This window comes from Hanstruepera flava, from assembly GCF_023634025.1.
Lineage (GTDB): Bacteria > Bacteroidota > Bacteroidia > Flavobacteriales > Flavobacteriaceae > Hanstruepera > Hanstruepera flava.
The window spans coordinates 21,262-43,593 of the sequence record NZ_JALJCW010000003.1 but is presented as its reverse complement, the minus strand read 5'-3'; the positions used below and the strand labels follow the sequence as shown (position 1 = coordinate 43,593).

17 protein-coding genes are annotated in these 22,332 nt (G+C 37.4%); 13 read left to right on the top strand and 4 right to left on the bottom strand.

What is annotated here, in order from left to right; genetic code table 11:
- The first annotated feature begins 57 nt into the window (after nt 1-57).
- From MTX13_RS10280 to MTX13_RS10225, 12 genes are all read left to right on the top strand, one after another.
- Complete coding sequence (locus tag MTX13_RS10280) at nt 58-843, top strand: enoyl-CoA hydratase-related protein (protein WP_250434631.1); 786 nt, start codon at nt 58-60, stop codon at nt 841-843.
- 100 nt (nt 844-943) lie between these two features.
- Nucleotides 944-2,098, top strand: coding sequence for a 3-hydroxyacyl-CoA dehydrogenase NAD-binding domain-containing protein (locus tag MTX13_RS10275; protein ID WP_250434630.1), 1,155 nt, complete (start codon nt 944-946; stop codon nt 2,096-2,098).
- An 80-nt stretch (nt 2,099-2,178) separates the two neighbouring features.
- Nucleotides 2,179-2,586, top strand: coding sequence for a PaaI family thioesterase (locus tag MTX13_RS10270; protein ID WP_250434628.1), 408 nt, complete (start codon nt 2,179-2,181; stop codon nt 2,584-2,586).
- Nucleotides 2,587-2,735: 149 nt separating this feature from the next.
- Nucleotides 2,736-3,941, top strand: coding sequence for a 3-oxoadipyl-CoA thiolase (gene pcaF, locus MTX13_RS10265; protein ID WP_250434626.1), 1,206 nt, complete (start codon nt 2,736-2,738; stop codon nt 3,939-3,941).
- A gap of 35 nt (nt 3,942-3,976) precedes the next feature.
- Nucleotides 3,977-4,297, top strand: a complete 321-nt coding sequence (locus MTX13_RS10260; RefSeq protein WP_317238877.1) for a GIY-YIG nuclease family protein — start codon at nt 3,977-3,979, stop codon at nt 4,295-4,297.
- 29 nt (nt 4,298-4,326) lie between these two features.
- Nucleotides 4,327-6,864 (top strand): phenylacetic acid degradation bifunctional protein PaaZ, encoded by a 2,538-nt coding sequence (gene paaZ / locus MTX13_RS10255; RefSeq protein WP_250434625.1) that lies wholly within the window; start codon nt 4,327-4,329, stop codon nt 6,862-6,864.
- A gap of 60 nt (nt 6,865-6,924) precedes the next feature.
- Nucleotides 6,925-7,677, top strand: a complete 753-nt coding sequence (locus MTX13_RS10250; RefSeq protein ID WP_250434624.1) for an enoyl-CoA hydratase/isomerase family protein — start codon at nt 6,925-6,927, stop codon at nt 7,675-7,677.
- Nucleotides 7,677-8,276 carry an acyltransferase gene (locus tag MTX13_RS10245; RefSeq protein ID WP_250434623.1) on the top strand — a complete coding sequence of 200 codons (600 nt, stop codon included), beginning with the start codon at nt 7,677-7,679 and terminating at the stop codon, nt 8,274-8,276. The genes MTX13_RS10250 and MTX13_RS10245 overlap by 1 nt, the downstream gene beginning before the upstream one ends.
- A 47-nt stretch (nt 8,277-8,323) precedes the next feature.
- Nucleotides 8,324-9,652, top strand: coding sequence for a dihydrolipoamide acetyltransferase family protein (locus tag MTX13_RS10240; protein WP_250434622.1), 1,329 nt, complete (start codon nt 8,324-8,326; stop codon nt 9,650-9,652).
- A gap of 84 nt (nt 9,653-9,736) precedes the next feature.
- Nucleotides 9,737-11,839: an alpha-ketoacid dehydrogenase subunit alpha/beta gene (locus MTX13_RS10235; protein ID WP_250434621.1), complete on the top strand. Its 2,103-nt coding sequence runs from the start codon at nt 9,737-9,739 to the stop codon at nt 11,837-11,839.
- A 32-nt stretch (nt 11,840-11,871) separates the two neighbouring features.
- The gene (locus MTX13_RS10230; RefSeq protein WP_250434620.1) at nt 11,872-12,975 is read left to right on the top strand and encodes a bestrophin family protein; all 1,104 of its coding nucleotides are present in this window, start codon (nt 11,872-11,874) and stop codon (nt 12,973-12,975) included.
- A gap of 121 nt (nt 12,976-13,096) precedes the next feature.
- Nucleotides 13,097-13,447, top strand: a complete 351-nt coding sequence (locus MTX13_RS10225) for a hypothetical protein (RefSeq protein ID WP_250434618.1) — start codon at nt 13,097-13,099, stop codon at nt 13,445-13,447.
- Nucleotides 13,448-13,492: 45 nt separating this feature from the next.
- Here MTX13_RS10225 and MTX13_RS10220 read toward each other — a convergent pair whose 3' ends face one another.
- From MTX13_RS10220 to MTX13_RS10210, 3 genes are all read right to left on the bottom strand, one after another.
- Entirely contained in the window at nt 13,493-14,035 is a 543-nt protein-coding gene (locus tag MTX13_RS10220) for a DUF4136 domain-containing protein (RefSeq protein ID WP_250434616.1), read from the bottom strand.
- Nucleotides 14,036-14,051: 16 nt separating this feature from the next.
- Nucleotides 14,052-16,046 carry a urocanate hydratase gene (locus MTX13_RS10215; protein WP_250434615.1) on the bottom strand — a complete coding sequence of 665 codons (1,995 nt, stop codon included), beginning with the start codon at nt 16,044-16,046 and terminating at the stop codon, nt 14,052-14,054.
- 135 nt (nt 16,047-16,181) lie between these two features.
- Nucleotides 16,182-16,343, bottom strand: a complete 162-nt coding sequence (locus MTX13_RS10210; protein WP_250434612.1) for a DUF5522 domain-containing protein — start codon at nt 16,341-16,343, stop codon at nt 16,182-16,184.
- Nucleotides 16,344-16,450: 107 nt separating this feature from the next.
- On the opposite strand from MTX13_RS10210, the gene MTX13_RS10205 reads away from it, so the two are divergent.
- Nucleotides 16,451-16,774: a hypothetical protein gene (locus tag MTX13_RS10205; protein WP_250434609.1), complete on the top strand. Its 324-nt coding sequence runs from the start codon at nt 16,451-16,453 to the stop codon at nt 16,772-16,774.
- Here MTX13_RS10205 and MTX13_RS14400 read toward each other — a convergent pair whose 3' ends face one another.
- Nucleotides 16,775-22,111, bottom strand: coding sequence for a fibronectin type III domain-containing protein (locus MTX13_RS14400; RefSeq protein ID WP_262920474.1), 5,337 nt, complete (start codon nt 22,109-22,111; stop codon nt 16,775-16,777). It abuts the gene before it with no gap.
- Nucleotides 22,112-22,332: the final 221 nt, after the last annotated feature.

Sequence of the window (22,332 nt, the reverse complement as noted above, 5' to 3'; positions counted from 1 at the left end):
TACAAGATATTATAAGTTTAATTAAAAAGATTCCTGCTTTCATGGGAATAAATAGGTATGAGCAACAATTCAATTCTTTTAAAAATTGAAAATAAAGTGGCGTACATAACGCTCAATAGACCAGAAGTATTCAATAGTTTTAATCGTGAAATGGCTTTAAGCCTACAATCTATTTTAGACGATTGTGAAACAAATATTGATGTTAGAGCCATTGTGTTAACCGGAAACGGAAAAGCATTTTGCGCAGGTCAAGACTTAAAAGAAGTGACAAGTCCGGAATTAAACCCAGGATTCAAGAAAATTCTAGAAGAGCATTATAATCCAATTATCACTCGCATTAGAAATATTAAAAAGCCTATTATTGGAGCAATAAATGGTGTGGCGGCAGGAGCAGGAGCTAACATTGCACTGGCTTGTGATATTGTGGTAGCGCACGAAAAAGTGAGTTTTATACAAGCGTTTAGCCTAATTGGATTAATTCCTGATAGCGCAGGAACCTTCTTTTTACCACGATTAATTGGGTTTCAAAAAGCATCAGCACTAGCGATGTTAGGTGACAAGGTATCTGCAGATGAAGCTGAAAAAATGGGAATGATTTACAAAGTATTACCATTAGAAAATTTTGAAGAAGAAGTAAATAAACTAGCCTTGAAACTTGCTAATATGCCATCATTGGCATTAGGGAAAATAAAAGAGGCTTTCAACCAATCATTAAATAATAGTTTAGAACAGCAATTAGCATTAGAATCAAAATTACAAATCGAAGCTGCCCAAACCGAAGATTACGAAGAAGGCGTTGCAGCTTTTGTAGATAAACGTAAACCAACTTTTAAAGGTAAATAGATAGGACTGTCACCTCGAGCACTACCAAAAGCAAAATATATTTTGCTTGCAGGTATCTTGCAAAGCAAGTCGAGAGGTCTCAAAAAAGATATACATAATTATGAACGTAGGAATAATCGGTTCTGGAACAATGGGAAGTGGTATTGCACAAGTAGCTGCCACTGCAGGTTGCCAGGTCAAATTATACGATACCAATCAAGCGGCTTTAGCAAAGGCCAAAGATAGTTTAGAAAAAATATTGAGTCGTTTAGTGGAGAAAGGACGTATCGATTCTGATGAAAAATCAAGAATACAAGGACATATTACCTATGTGGATAGCTTAAATGATTTAGGAGATTCCAACTTGACCATTGAAGCGATTATTGAAAATCTTGAAATTAAGAAGAAAGTCTTTTCAGAATTGGAGGGTTATGTTGCAGACGATTGTATTATAGCATCAAACACATCGAGTTTATCAATAGCTTCAATAGCATCATCATTGCAAAAACCAGAACGTTGCATCGGAATTCACTTTTTCAATCCTGCACCTTTAATGAAGCTGGTTGAGGTGATTCCTGCTGTGCAAACGTCAAAAGCAGTTTTAGACAAGTCGGTTGAAACTATAAAAAGTTGGAAGAAAACAGTAGCTGTTGCCAAGGACACACCTGGATTTATTGTGAATAGAGTAGCAAGACCATTTTACGGTGAAGCTTTGCGAATTTACGAAGAAGGTATAGCCGATTTTGCAACAATAGACCATAGTTTAAAAACACTTGGCGGTTTCAGAATGGGACCATTCGAATTAATGGATTTTATTGGAAACGATGTTAATTATACTGTTACAGAATCGGTTTTTACAGCGTTCTATTTCGATCCTAGGTATAAGCCAAGCTTTACCCAAAAACGATTTGCAGAAGCGGGTTATTTAGGACGAAAATCTGGAAAAGGCTATTACGACTATTCAGAAGCTGCCATAAAACCTGAACCAAAGCAAGACAATAAATTGGCACAATTAATTTTTGAAAGAGTTTTAGTGATGCTAATCAATGAAGCCGCAGATGCCTTGTTTTTAAATATTGCATCAGCAGAAGATATCGATAATGCCATGACTAAAGGTGTTAATTATCCAAAAGGACTTTTGGCTTGGGCAGATGAAAAAGGAATTGAATGGTGTGTAAATAAAATGGATGACTTGTATAACGAGTATCACGAAGACCGTTATCGTTGTAGTCCGTTGTTACGAAAAATGAATAGAGAGAATAAAATATTTTTTTAATTAAAATGTCATTCAGAGCGAAGTGAAGAATCTCTTGATGAGATTGCCACGTCCTTCGTCCTCGCAATGACAAAATGGATATGAAGGGAGAATTAATTCCATATAAAATGTTAAGTCAGGATGCGTTTAGTCAATGGCTAGGTATTGAGATATTAGAATGTGAGATTGGGCGATGCAAGGTAGCCATGACTATTAGAAAAGATATGCTAAATAGTATGAACTATGCGCATGGCGGCATAAGTTATTCGTTGGCCGACACGGCTTTTGGGTTTGCAGCTAATACGCATGGTAAATTTGCGGTATCCATCGAAACAAGTATTAATCACATTGAAGCTTTAGAAGAAGGTGATTATTTGATTGCAGAATCGGTCATTGAAAAGGTGAATACTAAATTAGGATTTAATATTATAGAAGTAAAACGTGATGATGAATTGGTAGCCCTTTTTAAGGGTGTGGTATATCGAACTCAAAAAGATTGGAAAGAATAAAATTTTAAATAGTTTGTCATTCAGTTCGTGATGCGGAATTTATAATAAAATGAAAAAGTATTTCGAGGCTAAATTTAACTTCGATTTCAAACAATAAAAAATAAAGAAGTTCGATTTCGTCTTCGATTTCGTCTTCGATTTTAAAAAATATGGAAGCATATATCATAGATGGAGTACGAACTCCAATAGGGAATTACAAAGGAACACTATCGGCTGTCCGAACAGATGATTTAGGTGCGTTGGTTATTAAAGAAATAGTAAAACGTAATCCTAATATTCCAAAAGAAGCTTACGATGACGTTATTTTGGGCTGTGCTAATCAAGCAGGTGAGGATAACCGTAACGTAGCACGCATGTGTTCACTGCTAGCGGGATTACCATATACCGTTCCTGGTGAAACTGTTAATCGTTTATGTAGCTCGGGTTTATCGGCCATTATTCATGCTAATAGAGCTATTAAAGCCGGAGATGGCGATCTTTTTATATCAGGAGGTGTGGAAAATATGACTAGAGGCCCATATGTCATTGCAAAACCATCAAGTGCCTTTGGTACAGATGCTAAAATGTACGACAGTAGTTTTGGCTGGCGTTTTATAAATCCAATGATGGAAAAAATGTATGGGACAGATGGCATGGGAAACACGGCTGAAAACTTGGTAGAGATACATAATATTTCTCGTGAGGATCAGGACGCATTTGCATATTGGAGTCAAATGAAAGCAACTGAAGCGCAGAAAAATGGACGTTTAGCAAAGGAAATTATTCCAGTGGAGATTCTTCAACGTAAAAAAGACCCCATCGTGTTTTCAAAAGATGAATTTGTTAAACCAACAACCACAAAAGAGATTTTAGCAAAATTACGTCCAGCTTTTAAAAAAGAAGGTGGTAGTGTGACTGCTGGAAATTCATCTGGATTAAATGATGGTGCTGCAGCTACTATTATTGCATCAGACGAAGCGGTCAAAAAATATAACTTAAAACCATTGGCAAGAATTGTTAGTTCAGCTGTGGTTGGAGTAGAACCCAGAATTATGGGCATAGGTCCAGTTGAAGCTTCAAATAAAGCATTGAAAAAAGCAGGTCTGACGATGGACGATATAGATATCATTGAACTCAACGAAGCTTTTGCAGCACAAGCTTTGGCATGTACTAGAGCTTGGGGATTAGCCGATGATGACCCTAGATTAAATCCTAATGGAGGTTCCATTGCTATTGGTCATCCACTGGGTGTCACAGGAACTAGAATTGCGTATTCAGCTGCTTTAGAATTACAAGAGCAAAATAAACGTTATGCTTTGGTGACTATGTGTGTAGGTGTTGGGCAAGGTTATGCTGCAATAATTGAGAGAGTATAATTCCTGCGTAGGCAGGAATCACAAAATAAGTAGAAGTGAAACATTGGTACGTCTATATCATGACAAATAAGCCTAATGGAGTAATTTATATAGGCATGGCCGATAATATCGATGAACGTGTAAAAGAACATAAGTTGAAAGTTTATCCAAAGTCATTTACTGCAAGATATAATTGCGATAAGCTAGTTTATTTTGAAGAGTTTGAAAATGGTGAGGAAGCCACAATAAGAGAACGAAGGTTTAAAAAGTGGAAACGAGATTGGAAGATTTTCTTAATAGAAAATATGAATCCAAATTGGTCTGATTTAAGTTTAAATTGGAATTTGGATGAAAAAAGATTTAGATCAAATAATTAATAAGATACCTGCTTTTGCAGGCAATGAGTATGAACAAAATACAACATTATGTCCAAGGGCAATGGACTACAGGTAAAGAAGAAGGTACTCCTATTTACGATGCTATAACGGGTGAACATTTTACCAATTGGGCTGTAGAAGGATTGGATATTCCAGAAGTTCTTAATTATGGACGAACCAAAGGAGGTGAAGTGCTTCGTAAAATGACCTTTCAGGAGCGTGGAAATATGCTGAAAAAATTGGCGTTTTATTTGGTTAAAAAGAAAGATGCCTTTTACGAGTTAAGTTATCGAACGGGCGCTACTAAAATTGATAGTTGGATTGATATAGAAGGTGGTTTTGGTAATTTGTTTGCTAATGCATCCTTAAGGAAATTGTTTCCCAATCAACCCTTTCATGTTGAAGGCGATCCAATAGATTTGTCTCGTGGCGGACGTTTTATGGCACATCATATCATGGTACCTAAAAAAGGGGTTGCTGTACATATTAATGCGTTTAATTTCCCTGTTTGGGGTATGTTAGAAAAGTGTGCAGTCAATTGGATGGCTGGAGTACCAGCTGTTGTTTTACCTGCTCCTTCATCGTCTTATTTAGCTGAAGCTGTTGCACGTGAAATCATAAATTCGGGCATTTTACCTGAAGGTGCTCTACAAATTATTAATGGTACTGTAACATCTATTCTAGATACAGTAGAATCTCAAGATGTTGTGACCTTTACAGGTTCAGCTTCAACAGGAAGATTATTAAAGGCACATCCTAGATTAATACAAGAATCTGTACCATTTACTATGGAAGCCGATTCGCTAAATGCATCCATTTTGGGTGAAGATGCTGTTCCTGGAACGCCTGAATTTGATCTTTTTGTTAAGGAGGTTAGAAAAGAAATGACTGTAAAAGCTGGTCAGAAGTGTACAGCCATTCGAAGAATTATAGTTCCAGAAAATTTGGTTGAAGATGTTCAGATTGCTTTAGGGAAAGAATTGGATAAAGTAACTATTGGTGACCCGCGATTAAAAGAGGTTCGCATGGGGTCTTTGGTTAGTAAACAACAGGTAGAAGCTGTTAGAAATTCGATTTCGGATATTGCAAAAGAAGCCGAAATAGTATATGGCAATTTAGATAAATTAGAAACTATAGGTGCAGACGCCAATAAAGGTGCTTTTATTAGTCCTGTGGTATTTAGAACTTATAATCCATTACAAAATACAATTGTTCATGAGCGTGAAGCCTTTGGACCTGTGAGTACTATTATGCCTTATAAAACAATAGATGAGGCTGTTCAGTTGGCACAAATGGGCAAAGGATCTTTAGTGTCATCCATTGCCACATTCGATGATAAAATAGCATCAGAATATGTTGTTAATGCAGCGAGTCATCACGGTCGTATTTTAGTCATTAATCGCGAAATGGCAAGAGAAAGTACAGGCCATGGCTCACCCTTGCCAACATTGGTACATGGTGGTCCTGGACGTGCTGGAGGAGGTGAAGAAATGGGTGGAATGCGTGGTATAAAACACTATTTGCAACGTACAGCCATTCAAGGTACACCAACCACACTAACAGAAATTACAGGCATTTATCAGCAAAACGCTAAATATAAAGAAGCCGAAGAGCATCCGTTTAAGTACCATTGGGAAGACATCCAACCAGGTATGTCGCTCAAAACCCATAAACGTACACTAACAGATTCTGATATTCAAAATTTTGCCAATTTAACTTGGGATCATTTCTATGCACATACGGATATTACATCTCTAGATGGAAGTATTTTTGAAAAACGTACTGCTCATGGTTATTTCATTATATCGGCTGCAGCGGGATTGTTTGTATATCCGAATAAAGGCCCTGTGGCAGCAAATTATGGTTTGGATTCCATCCGATTTTTAAGACCCTTATATCACAACGATACTATCTATGTACGATTGACTTGTAAAGAAAAAGTGGATCGTGATGTGGCATCAACAGAGCATCCAAGTGGTATAGTAAAATGGCATGTTGAGGTATTCGATGCTAATTTTGAAAACCGACCAGAAAGCCAAAAAACAGACAAAGATAGTCCGTTAGTTGCAGTGGCAACCATCTTAACAATGGTTCAGAAAAAACAAGAGACATTTGTTGAAATGACTGAAAAGAAAATACAAGAATGTCTTTCTAAACTTAAAGAAAATGCCAAGCCAAAATGGGGAACCATGTCGCCTCAACACATGGTTGAGCATTTGGAATACACATATAGAATTGCGTCAGGTGAAATACAGGATTTTGAAATAAAGACACCTGAAAAGATTTTGGAAAAAGTGCATGCTACTTTGTATAATTATGAAAAAATGCCGCAAGAGTTTATGTTTCCGTTGGCAGAAGAATCTAAAATAGAAGAAACCGTACATAGTAGTTTGGATGAAGCTAAAGCCAAAATGCTTGAAGCACGCAATGATTATCTTGAATTTTTTAAAGAAAACCCAGATGCTGTTTTAAAGAATGCAGTTTTTGGCAACATGAATCGATATGAGTGGTATTTATTGGAGCGTAAGCACCTTAATCACCATTTTGAACAATTTGGATTAATATAATTTAAAACTAATGTCACCTCGAGCACAGTCGAGAGGTCTCACAAAAAGATAAAAAACAATATGAGCGACCCTTACGTTAAGTTAGAAATAGAGAACGAAGTAGGATACATAGAATTTTTTCATCCTGCACATAATTCCTTACCTGGTGATGTTTTGGCAGAATTAGCCCAAACCATTACCGAGGCAGGAACCAATGATGCTATAAAAGTCATCGTATTAAAAAGTGGAGGAGACAGAACATTTTGTGCTGGAGCCAGTTTTAAAGAATTAATTAACATTAATGACGATGCCACAGGTAAAGTGTTTTTCTCTGGTTTCGCTAATGTGATTAATGCGATGCGAAAATGTCCCAAATTTATTATTGGACGTATTCAAGGCAAAACCGTTGGAGGCGGAGTAGGATTGGCTGCTTCAACCGATTATTGTATGGCAACGAAGTTTGCAGCCATTAAATTAAGTGAATTGAATATTGGTATTGGACCATTTGTTGTTGGTCCTGCTATTGAACGTAAAATGGGATTAAGCGCTATGTCTCAAATAGCGATTGATGCGAATACCTTTTACCCTGCCGAATGGGCAAAAGATAAAGGCTTATTTACACAAGTTTTTGAAAGTACCGAAGCCTTGGACGATGTCGTTAAGGCCACTGCAGAACATTTATGTACTTACAATCCTGAAGCCATGCAAGAGATGAAAACCATTTTTTGGAAAGGCACTGAAGATTGGGACAACTTATTAGCGGAACGTGCTGCCATAAGTGGTCGTTTGGTGTTAAGTGAATTTACAAAAGATACTTTAAAACGATTTAAGTAGTGATTTACGAATTCCAAGGCTACATACCCGTTGTTCACAAAAGCAGTTTTGTGCATCCGCTAGCAGCAGTTACCGGGAATGTGATTATTGGTAAAAACTGTTATGTTGGACCGGGAGCTGCCATTCGTGGAGATTGGGGACAGATAATTTTAGAAGATGGTGTAAACGTACAGGAGAATTGCACGGTGCATATGTTTCCGGGAAAATCTATCACATTAAAAGAGAGTGCTCATGTTGGTCATGGAGCCATTATTCATGGCGCCAATCTGGGAAAGAATTGCTTGATTGGTATGAATTCCGTTATTATGGACGATGCTGAAATAGGTGACGAAAGTATTGTAGGTGCCATGGCATTTGTAAAGGCTGAAACCAAAATACCCTCAAGAAGTTTAGCAGTAGGAAATCCAGCCAAAGTTGTTAAGGAAGTTAGTGATGATATGATTTTATGGAAAACAAAAGGGACGCAGTTATATCAACAACTTCCAAAAGAGTGCCATGATACATTAAGGGAAGTAGAACCATTGCGGGAAGTTCCAAAAGAAAGAAAGATACAAGAAGATGTCTATAAGACATTGAGAGAAACATTTAATAGAAAATAAATGTCATTCCGCACTTGATGCGGAATCCATTTTGAACAATTTAAAGAATGTCAAAATTCGAATTTAAAATGCCCAAATTGGGTGAAAGTATAACCGAAGCAGCCATAATAACATGGTTTAAGAATGTTGGTGATACCATTGAACAGGATGAAATGCTTTTGGAGGTTGCTACTGATAAAGTGGATTCAGAAGTACCATCAACAGTATCTGGAGTTGTGGAAGAAATCCTATTCAAAGCTAACGATATAATTAAAATAGGAGAGACCATAGCCATTATTAAAACTGATGGCAAAGTGTCAACTTCAAAAAAGCCATCAAATAAATCTACTGTCACGTCTAGCGAAGTCGAGACGTCTCAAAAGAAGCAACAGACCAAAAAGAAACGACCTGTCATTCAGAGCGTAAGCGAAGAATCCTATTCAGCTTCAACTTCATTTTCGACTTCGAATTCCAATACATTCTTTTCACCATTAGTTATTTCAATCGCGAGGCAACACCATATAAGCTTCGAGGAATTAGCTCGAATTCCAGCAACTGGAAAGGAAGGACGTTTACGAAAAAGTGACGTATTCAATTATATAGAAGATGGTCGTCCGTATCAATTTGCCCAACCAATGCTTCAAGACCCTACGGCATATCGTATTCCGCGGTTAAATTTTGATAAAGGCAAAGGTAAAATTGTCGAGATGGACAGAATGCGTCAAATGATTGCAGATCACATGGTTTACTCCAAGCATACGTCTCCACATGTTACGGCTTATGTGGAAGCCGATTTGACGAACATGGTCAACTGGCGAAACAAACATAAAAAAGCATTTCAAGAAAAGTATGGGGAGCGATTAACATTTACACCGTTATTTGTTGAGGCTGTTGCCAAAGCCATTACAGATTTTCCAAATATCAATGCTTCTGTGGATGGTAAAAATATCATTGTTAAAGATAGTATCAATATTGGTATGGCAACTGCCTTGCCAAGCGGAAATCTTATTGTGCCTGTGGTTAGGAATGCGGATTCCAAAAATCTCAAGGAATTAGCTACTAATGTCAATGATTTGGCTGAAAAAGCACGAAACAATAATCTGAAAGCAGACGATATTCAGGGTAGCACATTTACTATTTCCAACGTGGGAACGTTTGGAAGTGTTATGGGTACACCTATTATTAATCAACCAGAAGTAGCCATTTTGGCTTTGGGCATTATAAAAAAACGCCCAGAAGTCATTGAAACCGAAAAAGGCGATGAAATTGCTATTCGTAGTATGATGTATCTATCCTTGTCTTTTGATCATCGTGTGGTTGATGGCTTCCTTGGAGGGAGTTTCGTGCGACGAGTAGCTGATTATTTTGAACAATTTGATGTGAATAGAAAAATATAGTAGATATGTCATTGCGAGGACGTAGGACGTGGCAATCTCATCAAGAGGTTCTTCGCTTTGCACTGAATGACAAATAAAATAAAAATGAAAAAAGACATATTAAAACAAGGATTTACAAATTTGGTTACTGCCAAGACCATGGCGGAATTATATGAAGATAATTTTAAGGTTGTATCTAAATATGTGCATGCTACGTCTCGTGGTCATGAGGCTATTCAAACAGCATTAGGGATGCAATTACTGCCACAGGATTACGCTTTTCCTTATTATCGAGATGATGCCATGCTTCTGGCTTTTGGTATGCGTCCATATGATTTAATGCTCCAAGTATTAGCTAAAAAAGACGATCCGTTTTCTGGTGGTCGAACCTATTACTCACACCCCAGTTTAAAAGATATTGATAAACCTAAAATTCCACATCAATCTTCGGCTACAGGTATGCAAGCCATTCCCGCAACAGGTGTTGCCATGGGTATGCAATATTTAGAAAAACAAGGATTAATTAATCCTAATGTCATTCAGAATGATAGCGAAGAATCTCTAATGTCATCTCGAGCGGAGTCGAGAGATCTCAAGCCAATAACAGTTTGTTCATTAGGCGACGCTTCAGTAACTGAAGGGGAAATTTCTGAGGCTTTTCAAATGGCCGCATTAAAGCAAATGCCCATTTTATATTTAGTACAGGATAATGGTTGGGATATTTCGGCAAATGAAGCTGAAACCAGAGCGCAAAATGCAGCAGAATATGCTCAAGGGTTTCATGGATTGGAAGCCGTATCTATTGATGGCGCTAACTTTATGGAAAGTTATGAAGCATTAGAAAAAGTTATAAAAACAATTCGTGAAGAGCGTCGACCATTTTTGGTACATGCTAAAGTACCTTTATTAAACCACCATACGTCTGGTGTGCGAATGGAATGGTATCGTGATGATTTAGAAGAGGCTAAATCACGTGATCCATATCCTGTTTTAAAGCAGCAATTGTTAGACAATGGTTTCACCCAAAAAGATATAGATAGGATTGAAACTGATGTAAAAGCGTTAGTTGAAAATGATTTTCAAAAAGCCTTAAAAGCCGAAGATCCTAAACCAGAAGATTTATTTACCCACGATTTTGCACCAACACCTATTCTAGAAGAAACAGGTGAACGTTCACCAAAAGAAGCTGATAAGGTTGTGATGGTTGACTGTGCTTTATTTGCTGTTGAAGAATTAATGCGTAATCATCCCGAATGTTTGCTCTATGGTCAAGATGTAGGAGGGAGACTAGGAGGTGTCTTTAGGGAAGCGGCAACATTGGCACAAAAGTTTGGTGACGATCGTGTGTTCAACACACCCATCCAGGAAGCCTTTATCGTAGGTTCTACTGTTGGAATGAGTGCAGTTGGATTAAAACCTATTGTTGAGGTTCAGTTTGCTGATTACATTTGGCCTGGGTTGAATCAATTATTTACTGAAGTAAGTCGCAGCTGTTTTTTAAGCAATGGTAAATGGCCAGTAAGTATGATTTTACGTGTGCCTATTGGTGCTTATGGTAGTGGAGGTCCTTATCATTCCTCTTCAGTTGAAAGTGTTGTAACAAATATTAGAGGTATTAAAATTGCCTATCCAAGTAATGGTGCCGATTTAAAAGGACTAATGAAGGCTGCATATCACGATCCTAATCCTGTTGTGATTTTTGAACACAAAGGACTCTATTGGTCGAAGGTGCCCGGAACACAAGGGGCTACTTCTATAGAACCAGCAGAAGATTATGTGTTGCCTTTTGGTAAAGCTTGGTTGTTACAGGAAATCTGGAAACAAGAGGATATAGAAACCTGTACCATTGTTACATACGGTATGGGTGTGCACTGGGCGTATAATGCTTCGGGAGAATTAAATATGCGGGATCAAATTGAGATTATTGATTTGAGAACATTGTATCCATTGGATGAGGATACCATAATGAAATCGGTCAAGAAAACTGGGAAATGTTTAGTCGTAACAGAGGAGCCTAGTAATAATAGTTTTGCAAGAGCCTTATCAGGAAAAATACAGGAAGAGTGTTTTAAATATTTAGATGCACCAGTAATGACCATTGGTAGTGAAAACATGCCGGCTATTCCATTAAATGCAACGCTAGAACAAACCATGATTCCTTCAACGGAGAAAGTGAAAACAAAAATAATAGACTTGTTAGATTATTGACATTTTGTATCTTACTGTGCTAATTTTCTAGTATGTTTATAAAAAGAATATTTCCTCTTAAAGCCGTATTTGTTTGGTCCAAGCGGTACATATTTTTATTTCTTATTCTAGGAATTATACCTGTCTTTCTCTTTGAGGTAGTAGGCTTAAAATGGTTGCATGTACCATGGCTTCCACTAGGAGTATTAGGTACAGCTGTGGCTTTTATTACAGGTTTTAAGAATAATGCCGCATACGACAGGCTTTGGGAAGCTCGGAAAATTTGGGGAGGTATTGTAAACACTTCACGATCTTGGACCATTATGGTAAAGGATTTTATTACTAACGACCACTCCAATTTATCAAAATCTGATGAAGAATTGTTTCTAATTAAGCGTGAGCTGGTACATCGGCATGTAGCTTGGTTAACTGCCCTAAGGTACCAATTACGAAAAGATAAACCTTGGGAATTGCATTTAAGGGCTAGACATTCTGCAATGGATATTAGAAATTCCAAATACCCAGTTTTTGAAGATGAGATTCCAATTGAAGATGTTATAAGAGATTATATATCTGAAGAGGAATTCAAAAGTGTTTTTGCAAAGTCTAATCAAGCCTCACAATTATTGGGTATTCAATCAAAACGATTAAAGCAATTAAAAGAAGATGGTTTGATTGATAATTTTAGGCATATGGAAATGTCTAATGCTTTGGTGGAATTATACACGCTTCAGGGAAAATGCGAACGCATTAAGAATTTCCCATATCCTAGACAGTTTGCAACATTAAATTACATTTTTGTTTGGGCATTTATAATTCTAATCCCATTTGGGATTATGGAGGAGTTTGAGTCTTTTGGAGATAAAATATTAGTTCTGCTAGACAAAACGGAGTTGAAGCATACTATACGATATCAAATACAAGAAACGATAGCGCGACACTTTGTATGGTTTTCTGTGCTGTTTAGTGCACTAATTTCGTGGGTGTTTCATACAATGGAAGCCATTGGAGAGGTTTCGGAAAATCCGTTCGAAGGTAGCCCTAATGATGTACCCATAACAGACCTTTCAAGAAGTATTGAAATAGACATAAGGCAATTAATAGATGATACGAATATTCCTAATCCTTACGAATGGAAGAACGATATTGTGATGTAGAATGATTATCGGATTTATTTTCAGAAAACATAAGGTCTAATAATATTAATTGTTTAATATATTTGATATATTTTGTATATTGAACCCTTATATTATTAAAGACAACTAATTAATTGTTATTATGAAAAAATACATTACACTATTTAGCATTGTTGCATTGTTTTTTATGGGATTACAATCTTCAGTAGCTCAAGATGCACAAAGACAGAGACCAGAAGCTATTGCTAAACAACAAACTTATGATATCCATAAATTGGTGACCCTAACTGGTGACCAACAGGGTGAGGTTTTTAAAGTTTTGGTTGAGCAACAAACTAGCTTATCTGGAATAGAGGAAAACACCAAAAGTATAGCTACAGCACAGGAGGCTAAACTTGCTGTTTTAGAGAACACCAATAAAAGATTAAAAGCTATTTTAACTCCTGAACAGTATAAGATTTATCAAGAATCATTAGAAAAAGAAAAAAAGTAGTATTTATAAAAACTAAAAAAAGCGACTAGTTATAGTCGCTTTTTTTTATTGTAGTTCTGGTGGGTATTTTTCTAATATTTGTGAAACAAATTCTTTTATTCTGGCTTCTTTTTTATCAACATTATTGAAGTTAAGATAGCCAACACCTTGCCCTTGCCAGACCAGTTCTTTCTTTTTAGCGTCTATTAAATCAATATATAAAACACCTTCAGTAGACGTTGATACGGTATTATAGTTCCCGTAAAAATAGGGGTTCCAGCCCCAGCCCCAGCCAGCGCCTCCATAATAATTGTTATAGACATCAATTTTCTCCCTAGCAGAAGCAATTATGCTTACGAGTAAATCGGGGTTTTCTGATTTGGTGTAACCTTTAGCAACTAATTCACTTTCAATAGCTTTTAAAATTCTTCGTTTATCTAAATCGCTAATTTCTGCTTTATCAATACCAGGCTTATAAAACGCAAAGGTTTTGAATTCATTAAAATTAACTTGCTTATCGTAATCGGCTATAACTCGAACCGAAGCACAAGAGGTAAACAATAAAGATAAGCTTAAGACAAATAGTAGTTTAACAAATAGTTTTTTCATAACAATAGGGTTTAAGTTATAACGAGTCTAGTAATTCTTCATCTACACAATTAGGAAGCGTAACTTTTAAATTGGGTTCTGCCTCCATAGCACGTTTTATAGCAAATATAGCTTCATCATTTCTGGCCCAACTTCTACGAGCAATTCCATTATTTACATCCCAGAAAAGCATTGATTTTAAACGTCTTTCCGCATCATTACTACCATCAAGAACCATGCCGAATCCACCGTTTATAACTTCTCCCCAGCCAACGCCACCACCATTGTGAATACTAACCCAAGTAGCGCCTCTAAAACTATCGCCAATAACATTTTGTATGGCCATATCGGCTGTATATCGTGAACCATCATAAATATTACTGGTTTCACGATAAGGAGAATCGGTTCCAGAAACATCATGATGATCACGACCTAGAACGACATAGCCTATTTCGCCCTTGGCAATAGCATCGTTAAAGGCTTTTGCAATCTTCATACGTCCTTCAGCATCAGCGTATAATATTCTGGCTTGAGAGCCTACCACCAATTTGTTTTCTTGAGCACCTTTTATCCACTGTATATTATCAGCCATTTGCTGCTGAATTTCTTTGGGTGAGTCTTGCATAATACCCTCTAATACGGCACACGCAATAGCATCGGTTTTGGCTAAATCTTCAGGTTTTCCAGAAGTACAAACCCAACGAAACGGACCAAACCCATAATCAAAACACATAGGTCCCATAATATCCTGAACATAACTAGGGTATTTAAATTCGCGACCTATTGTAGGATTTTTGGCCATGACATCAGCACCTGCTCTGGACGCTTCTAATAAAAAGGCATTACCATAATCAAAGAAATAAGTGCCTTTGGCTGTATGTTTGTTAATGGCGGCAGCTTGTCGCCTTAAGCTTTCTTGAACTTTCGTTTTAAATAATTCTGGTTGGTTGGCCATCATCTCGTTGGCGTCTTCAAAAGACAGTCCAACTGGGTAATAACCACCAGACCAAGGGTTATGAAGTGATGTTTGATCACTTCCTAAATCAATATGTATATTTTCCTTGTCAAATGTTTCCCAAACATCAACCACATTACCTAAATAGGCAATGGAAACGGTTTCTTTATTGCTTTTGGCTATTTTTACGCGATTAACCAATTCATCTAAATCAGTAATCTTTTCATCTATCCATTTTTGGTCTAGTCTCACTTGCGTGATTTTAGGATTGACTTCTGCGCAGACTGTAATACACCCAGCAATGTTACCAGCTTTAGGTTGCGCACCAGACATACCACCCAATCCTGAAGTAACAAACAAGTTACCTTTAGGTGTTTTCTTTATTTTTCTAAAACCGTTTAATACTGTAATTGTGGTTCCATGAACAATACCTTGTGGGCCAATATACATATAGCTCCCAGCTGTCATTTGCCCATATTGTGTAACACCTAGGGCATTAAATTTTTCCCAGTCATCAGACTGCGAATAATTAGAAATCATCATGCCATTTGTAACAACTACTCTTGGTGCATCCTTATGTGATGGGAACAATCCCATGGGATGACCTGAATACATCACCAACGTTTGTTCATCAGTCATATTGGCTAAATACTGCATAGTCAATAAATACTGTGCCCAATTAGAAAATACGGCACCATTCCCACCATAGGTAATTAATTCATGAGGATGTTGGGCAACAGCATAATCTAAATTATTTTGTATCATGAGCATAATGGCTGCAGCTTGTTTAGATTTTGCCGGATAATCTTCTAGTGGTCTGGCGTACATTTTATAATCCGGACGCAAACGGTACATGTAAATTCTTCCGTAGTTTTCTAATTCACTTTTAAACTCGGGAAGTAATTCAGCATGATGTTTTTTGTCAAAGTAGCGTAACGCGTTTTTTAGAGCTAACTTTTTTTCTTCTTCTGTAAGTATGTCCTTGCGCTTTGGTGCATGATTTATATCAGATTCAAACGCTTTAGGTTTAGGTAGTATTTCTGGTATGCCTTGTAAAATATGTTCTCGAAATGTCATGTTATTATAGTTTTATGTTTAATCTAAAAAGGGTAATGTTTTTAGATTTATACTATGGATAACGAATGTCAACACGATGGTGAGTGTTGGCCACTTTTATACGGTATGTCATTAAAAGTAAATCCAATGGCGTGTTTATTTTTGAGAATGCGTTTTTGTGTTAAATCCATATGGGCAATGCCTGCAACCACTTTCACAACAATAGCCACGTTTCAAATGGTATTGCTCAGTGAAGCAACGATACCCTTCAGGCGTCCAATAAAAATCACCTTCTTCAATGGGGATTATCTTTTTCATGTTACAAAGATAATATAAATGCTTTGCCATTTGGTATGCGGATTGTTGATTTTGAATATGGAGATAATGACAATACTAATTGGACTGATTTTTGATAAACTCCATTTATGATTGTAGTGGTAAAACATTTGGTGCCTAAAGGGTTTTCGGGAATTACTATTTATCCCTTTGTGCTAGTTAAGAACAAGGAATTAAAACATGATGTGATTTTTATTAACCATGAACGCATTCATTTACGACAACAATTGGAATTATGTATTGTTTTGTTTTATGTTTGGTATGGATTTGAATTTTTAGTGCGATTAGCGATATATAAAAATAGGCGTCAAGCATATAGAAATATTGCTTTCGAACGCGAAGCTTATGGTAAAGAAAAAGACCTTGACTATATACAATCAAGGCCTTTTTGGAATTTTATTAAATACTTATAGTTAATGTTTCAAAATAACCTTTTGAATATTTTGCATGCCATTTTCTAATTTAGCTTTTACAAACAATACCCCATCACTTTGGCTTAAGTTATCAATTCTAAACTCGAGTTGGTTAACAGCATTGTTGTTATACAGTTGTCTGCCTAAAACATCATAAACAATAATGGATTGTATAGGGCTATTGCTTGCCTTAACCTTTATGTAATGATTACCAGGAGCAGTAATCGTGATTGCCGTTTCAGAGCTAAACTCATCAACACCCAACGAGTTATTGGTATATCTTAAGATAAAACGATCGTTGAACACTCCGGTTTCAGCAGTAAAGCTATACGGAGATAACCTCAAATCGTGAATAAAGTTATTATAGGTATCTTCTAAATAAATGTTCTGTTCTTCATTTTCAAATAAACCATCCAATGAATTGATGGCAATGGAATAGTTACCTGCTGTTGGGATCTCTATACCTAGCGGAACCATATCGGTAACGTCAAATGGTAGAGCCCTACCTTGTATGGCTAAATCGGTATCGTTGAGAATAGAATAAAAACGGGTTGTAGTTTCACTTAACTCATACCCATCAAAAATCCTATCGAAATCATTAGTGGCATTTTCCACATAACCAACCAATATAGAGTTGGCTGTATTGTTCGGTGTAATTAAATCCAACCAAATTCTATGGCGCTCTATTTCCGTTCTATTAGAGTTTGAATGGCCTGAGCGGTAAAAATCATTATTGTCATTAGGGGTACCACCATTTAAACGCATGTCATTATTGAATACCACATTGGAAGGTGTTGATGCATTATGGTCCATGAGTACAAAGAAAGCTTGACCAGAACCAATGTTGCCACTAAACCCAGATGGGTTGGACCCTGTTCCGTTATGAGCTATATAATCGTTAGGATTATAATTGTAAACAAAATCACCATAGAATGGATCTCCTATGGCACTTGGAGCTGATTGATGTCTCCATAGATATACAGTTCCAACAATAGCAGGTGTATTAGGGTCAGGTGTTGATCCATCCAAAGCAGCATTTTGAGAAATAAATTCACTGGCTAAAATGGCCGAAGGGTATGGGTTTCCAATTAAATTCCAATTATCATCTAAAGCTGTTGCTTGTGTGCCTCCAGCTCCAGCATAGGGTCCACCATTATAACTGCCTCTAGAAATAGGAACCGTAATCGCTCCATTTTTAGGTGTTCCCATAAATTCCACAGTATTAGCGGCAGCAACGCCTTCAGGGCTCGTTCCCGAAACACCGCGAATAATATAACCCACACCGTCTTGCATGGTCTCGCCAGTAGCTTGCCAGTTTCCGTAATTTCCAGCTCCATTTCCACCAATTGTTGGAATCCATTTGTATATGTAAGACGAGCCAGGTGATACATCATTGACATCAAATCCATCTACAGGTGAAGACCAATAGACATAGTCTTGAGGTGTTAAACCACTAACACTTCGTTGCATTTGTATGTTACCTGTATTGGTTATTCCCGTATTGGTTATTTGAATTAAATTAGAACCACTTCGCAAAATCAGTTTGCCATTTGGTACACTAACATTCTCAATATAAATTTCGTCTCTAATCACTAAATCTGAATATTGCTGTACTTCAACAAGACCATTAGATTCTATACGTAAAGACCTACCTAAACCGGGTGCAGGAGGAATAGGAGGTGAACCACTGGATAATGTAGGCGAATTGTTTGAGGTTGTTGTTACATCCGGAACCACAATACAATCAATGGCTGTAGGAATACCATTAGGTGTCCAGTTTGCTGCTCTATTCCATTCATCATCAACAGAACCATTCCATACTTTTCTGGAATCAGTTACCACGATATCATCTTCAAGGGTAACAGAACCATTACAAAGATTATATTGTGAAACAGCAGTGTATGTATCAGCTTGAGATACATTTAATGTAGAACCAGAACCAACAGAAGTCCCGCCAGTTCCACCATTACTGGCAGAATACCACGTAACACTTGTTGGAGAAATTACGGCACCATTAGGCGTGAATCGCCATGCTTCGTTTGTAACTTCCCAATTGTCGTCTAATACATTTCTACATGGAGCAACTGCATATTCATTATTTGGTGCTAAAGGTGTAATGTCACCTTGAATACCAACAACAGCGTTACCATCATTCCAAGGACTTACATTGCCGTTTTCAATACGTTTTTCTTCAATAAACACCTCTATAATATTGGAGGTTTCATGTAATACAATCATTCCTGTATACAAACGAGTTGCATCACTAAACATAGGAATATCATGCCATGAGACTTGAAATTGTCTACATGGTGCGGTTCCTATTGTTCTACTTTTTATGGCACCTGCAGGAAGCCCAAAAGGGTCAATATCATGCATGACACCATAAATAGTCTGTTCATACAAATCGTTGGTGTCGGGAATATCAAAATCAATATTCCAATTACAAAAATCACCAGGGTTAATACTTGAGTCAAAAGTTATTAACCCGTTAGAACCCACTAAAGTTTGGGTGTAGGTATTTCCGTAAAAACAAAATGTAAAATCTAAATCGGTTCTTGAGCTTGCCCAAACATCATCTGTACTAATAACTTGGTTATCACCGTTACCTAAAGTAGGAAAGTCATAATCAGGAGCAGGACTTGGGTATGTTATTTTTTCAACTAAATAACTGGTAGTCTCTCTTAAATTGGAAAAGGCTTGTAAGGTAACATCACCGTTGTCACAATCTAATTGAGCCGTAGGGTCTGTAACAAAAGGGTCTGCGTTAAATGGATCATTACCCGATTCGTCAACTATAATACCGCAAATAGTTGATGTATTTACAGTATCGGAACAAGCTGTTGTAAACGTAGTGGAAACCCAAATACCTTGGTCACCACCACCACAATCACCCCTCACAAAGACATAATAGGTTGTACCTGCTGTTAAACCAGTTAAGTTGATACTGTTTAAAGCTGTAGTTCCAGTTGTATCATCACCTGGTGTACCGGTAGTGTTGTCAGTAGAAATAATATATTCGTAACCATTAGCTGGTTGTGGAGCGGGATGTGTCCAGCTAATTGTCGCTGTTGTAGGCGTTGTAGAATTAGCGGTTACAGTTATAGGATCGTCTGTACAGGTTAAAGGCACTATTGTTAGTGAATAATCTTCAGCCTCACCAGAAGGCCCAGTTGCACTAAATGAACATGGGTCTGGAGAAGTAGCCCAATAATCAGCAACTATTCTAAGTCTATAGGTTCCAGCTGGAATTCCAGGAATAGTGTAAGTATAATTCAAATTGGTAATATAACCAGCAGAATTATAAATTTGTTCACCAGCATCATCAAAATCTAAATCATTATTCCAATCTACCCAAATTCCTACTCCCATACCACCAAATCCATATATGAAATCAGCGTTAAAGGTAATGTTGCCTCCTGGAAGTTGAGAAGCTACCAAAGAGGTGTAATCTCCATATCCCCCTGCTGAATAACCAGTATTATTGTTAGTTATATTTGTTTGTCCATTTGTTGTAGAAAAATCATCAATATAATTAGAACTACTTGATGAGGATGGTATACAATATGTTGGAACAACTGTTGTTTCATTTCCATCCAAAGATGTACTACTATATGCTGGTCCACCATTACAATTATTTTCATTAAATGCAAAAATAAAGAAATAGTAGGTTGTTGTTTGCGTTAACCCCGTCGCTGAAAAACTAGTATCATTATCATTATCAATAACAGTAGCACCTAGTGATGTGTCACCAATAGTATACGATGTGCCATCTGTTGGATCAGTAGGAGCTACTCCTGTAGTATTCATTAAAATTAAATAACCACCGTCTGGTGCAGGTGTAGACCCTGTAAATGTGGCATTAATGGTGTCATCTGTGACCGTACCAAAAGTAATAGGTCCAGCCGGTGTATTAGGAGCTGAACACGGTGGTGTGGTACCCACACAAACATCAAAAGTAGAGGACTGTGTAGAACCACTTACTAATCCATATACTCTAACTAAATAGGTGTTTCCTATGGTTAATCCGCTTACCAATAATGGTGAAGCCGCATTTTGGCTATCTTCTAAAACTAAAGCATTACAATTCACTGGAGCTGTACCACCATCGTAAACCGCAACGCCCATGCCTCCTAAACCTGAAATAACAACAACATTTTCTAAAGAAACCTGGTGCTCTGTACTTGTAGCCACAAAACTAAACCAAACATCATCATTTGGGACTCCAGTAACATCATCGGCTTGCGGCGAAGCTGTGGCGCCAACATTAGTGCCAGCAGTTACAACGCCACAGTTTAAATCGGTATTTACTGTTAAACCAATGGCCCCAGTACATTCATCATTAGTTATGGAAACATTGGAGGTCATAAATGTTTCAGGACCTACCCATGTAGAACTACAGTTACTTTTAACAAATACATAATACGTAGTATTTGGTGTTAAACCAGTAATATTTGCTGTAGTTGCGGCTGTATTACCTGTTGTGTCGTCTCCTGGGGTAGCCGTAGAGTTGTCGGTAGATACAATATAATCATAACCTCCTGCTGGAGCAGGAGATGCTGCAGACCAATTTATGGTAGCTGTGGTTGTAGTAATGGAAGTTGTTGCATTGACTGAAGCAGGATTGACACAAGTAGTATAGGTTATTCTAACCTGACCATCTCCACCATTTCCACCGCTTTCGTCTGTATTAGTATTAGTGTCAGCACCACCACCACCACCACCAGGTGTAAGTCCGTTCGAACCATCTCCATTATTACCGCCAGCCCCTCCTGTGCCACCGCCATTGGCTCCATTTCCACCATTTCCCCCCGCTGTAGCTGTACCATCAACACCATCTGCACCTACTATTATAGTAGTACCGAAACTACCAGTTGTAACAGCTGTTCCTCCGGCACCACCACTATCTGCTCTAGTGCCTCCTATACCTCCATTTGCAAGTACAGTAGTATTGCTAACGCACCAGGTATTTCCTCCGTTTTGACCATCATTTGTGTCTCCAACACCGCCAACACCAACTCTATAGTTAATAATCTGGCCAGGTGTTACAGTAATTATAGAGCTGGCATATGTTCCGCCAGAACCACCACCGGAACCATCAAAAGCTAAATTATTTCTACTTTCACCACCACCAGCACCACCAGCACCCCAGCATTCGACAGTAATAGAGGTTACCCCAGCAGGAACGGTCCAAGTTTCTATGCCACCCGTTGGAGTATTGTCTGTGTAGGTTTGCCCGAACCCACTATAAGAAATTAAAATAAAAAGGAAACTTAAACTAAAAATCTTTAGGGAGATTAGATTTTTAAGATTTTTAAAAAACAGGTAATTATGTATCATTATTAGTTATGTTATTAATTAAAACGACAAATAGGTGTCGTTTAAATATTGCTATTAATCAATACCAAAATGCACACTTTGGTGCATTGTAATAACATAGGATAAAGCTTTGCAGATTTTGGGGGTAAATGCTGTTCAGAATAAATTTTTATAACTGGTTGAAAAATAATGATTTCAATTCAAATTATAAAAGAATATTGAGCTTGACTTTTACAAAATTA

Bases quoted from the DNA above. Each gene is read 5' to 3' on its own strand.
- pcaF (WP_250434626.1), top strand. From the start codon at position 2,736: ATGGAAGCATATATCATAGATGGAGTACGAACTCCAATAGGGAATTAC.
- MTX13_RS10205 (WP_250434609.1), top strand. From the start codon at position 16,451: ATGATTGTAGTGGTAAAACATTTGGTGCCTAAAGGGTTTTCGGGAATT.
- MTX13_RS10240 (WP_250434622.1), top strand. From the start codon at position 8,324: ATGTCAAAATTCGAATTTAAAATGCCCAAATTGGGTGAAAGTATAACC.
- MTX13_RS10220 (WP_250434616.1), bottom strand. From the start codon at position 14,035: ATGAAAAAACTATTTGTTAAACTACTATTTGTCTTAAGCTTATCTTTA.
- MTX13_RS10225 (WP_250434618.1), top strand. From the start codon at position 13,097: ATGAAAAAATACATTACACTATTTAGCATTGTTGCATTGTTTTTTATG.
- paaZ (WP_250434625.1), top strand. From the start codon at position 4,327: ATGAACAAAATACAACATTATGTCCAAGGGCAATGGACTACAGGTAAA.
- MTX13_RS10280 (WP_250434631.1), top strand. From the start codon at position 58: ATGAGCAACAATTCAATTCTTTTAAAAATTGAAAATAAAGTGGCGTAC.
- MTX13_RS10235 (WP_250434621.1), top strand. From the start codon at position 9,737: ATGAAAAAAGACATATTAAAACAAGGATTTACAAATTTGGTTACTGCC.
- MTX13_RS14400 (WP_262920474.1), bottom strand. From the start codon at position 22,111: ATGATACATAATTACCTGTTTTTTAAAAATCTTAAAAATCTAATCTCC.
- MTX13_RS10215 (WP_250434615.1), bottom strand. From the start codon at position 16,046: ATGACATTTCGAGAACATATTTTACAAGGCATACCAGAAATACTACCT.
- MTX13_RS10270 (WP_250434628.1), top strand. From the start codon at position 2,179: ATGAAGGGAGAATTAATTCCATATAAAATGTTAAGTCAGGATGCGTTT.
- MTX13_RS10210 (WP_250434612.1), bottom strand. From the start codon at position 16,343: ATGAAAAAGATAATCCCCATTGAAGAAGGTGATTTTTATTGGACGCCT.
- MTX13_RS10275 (WP_250434630.1), top strand. From the start codon at position 944: ATGAACGTAGGAATAATCGGTTCTGGAACAATGGGAAGTGGTATTGCA.
- MTX13_RS10250 (WP_250434624.1), top strand. From the start codon at position 6,925: ATGAGCGACCCTTACGTTAAGTTAGAAATAGAGAACGAAGTAGGATAC.
- MTX13_RS10230 (WP_250434620.1), top strand. From the start codon at position 11,872: ATGTTTATAAAAAGAATATTTCCTCTTAAAGCCGTATTTGTTTGGTCC.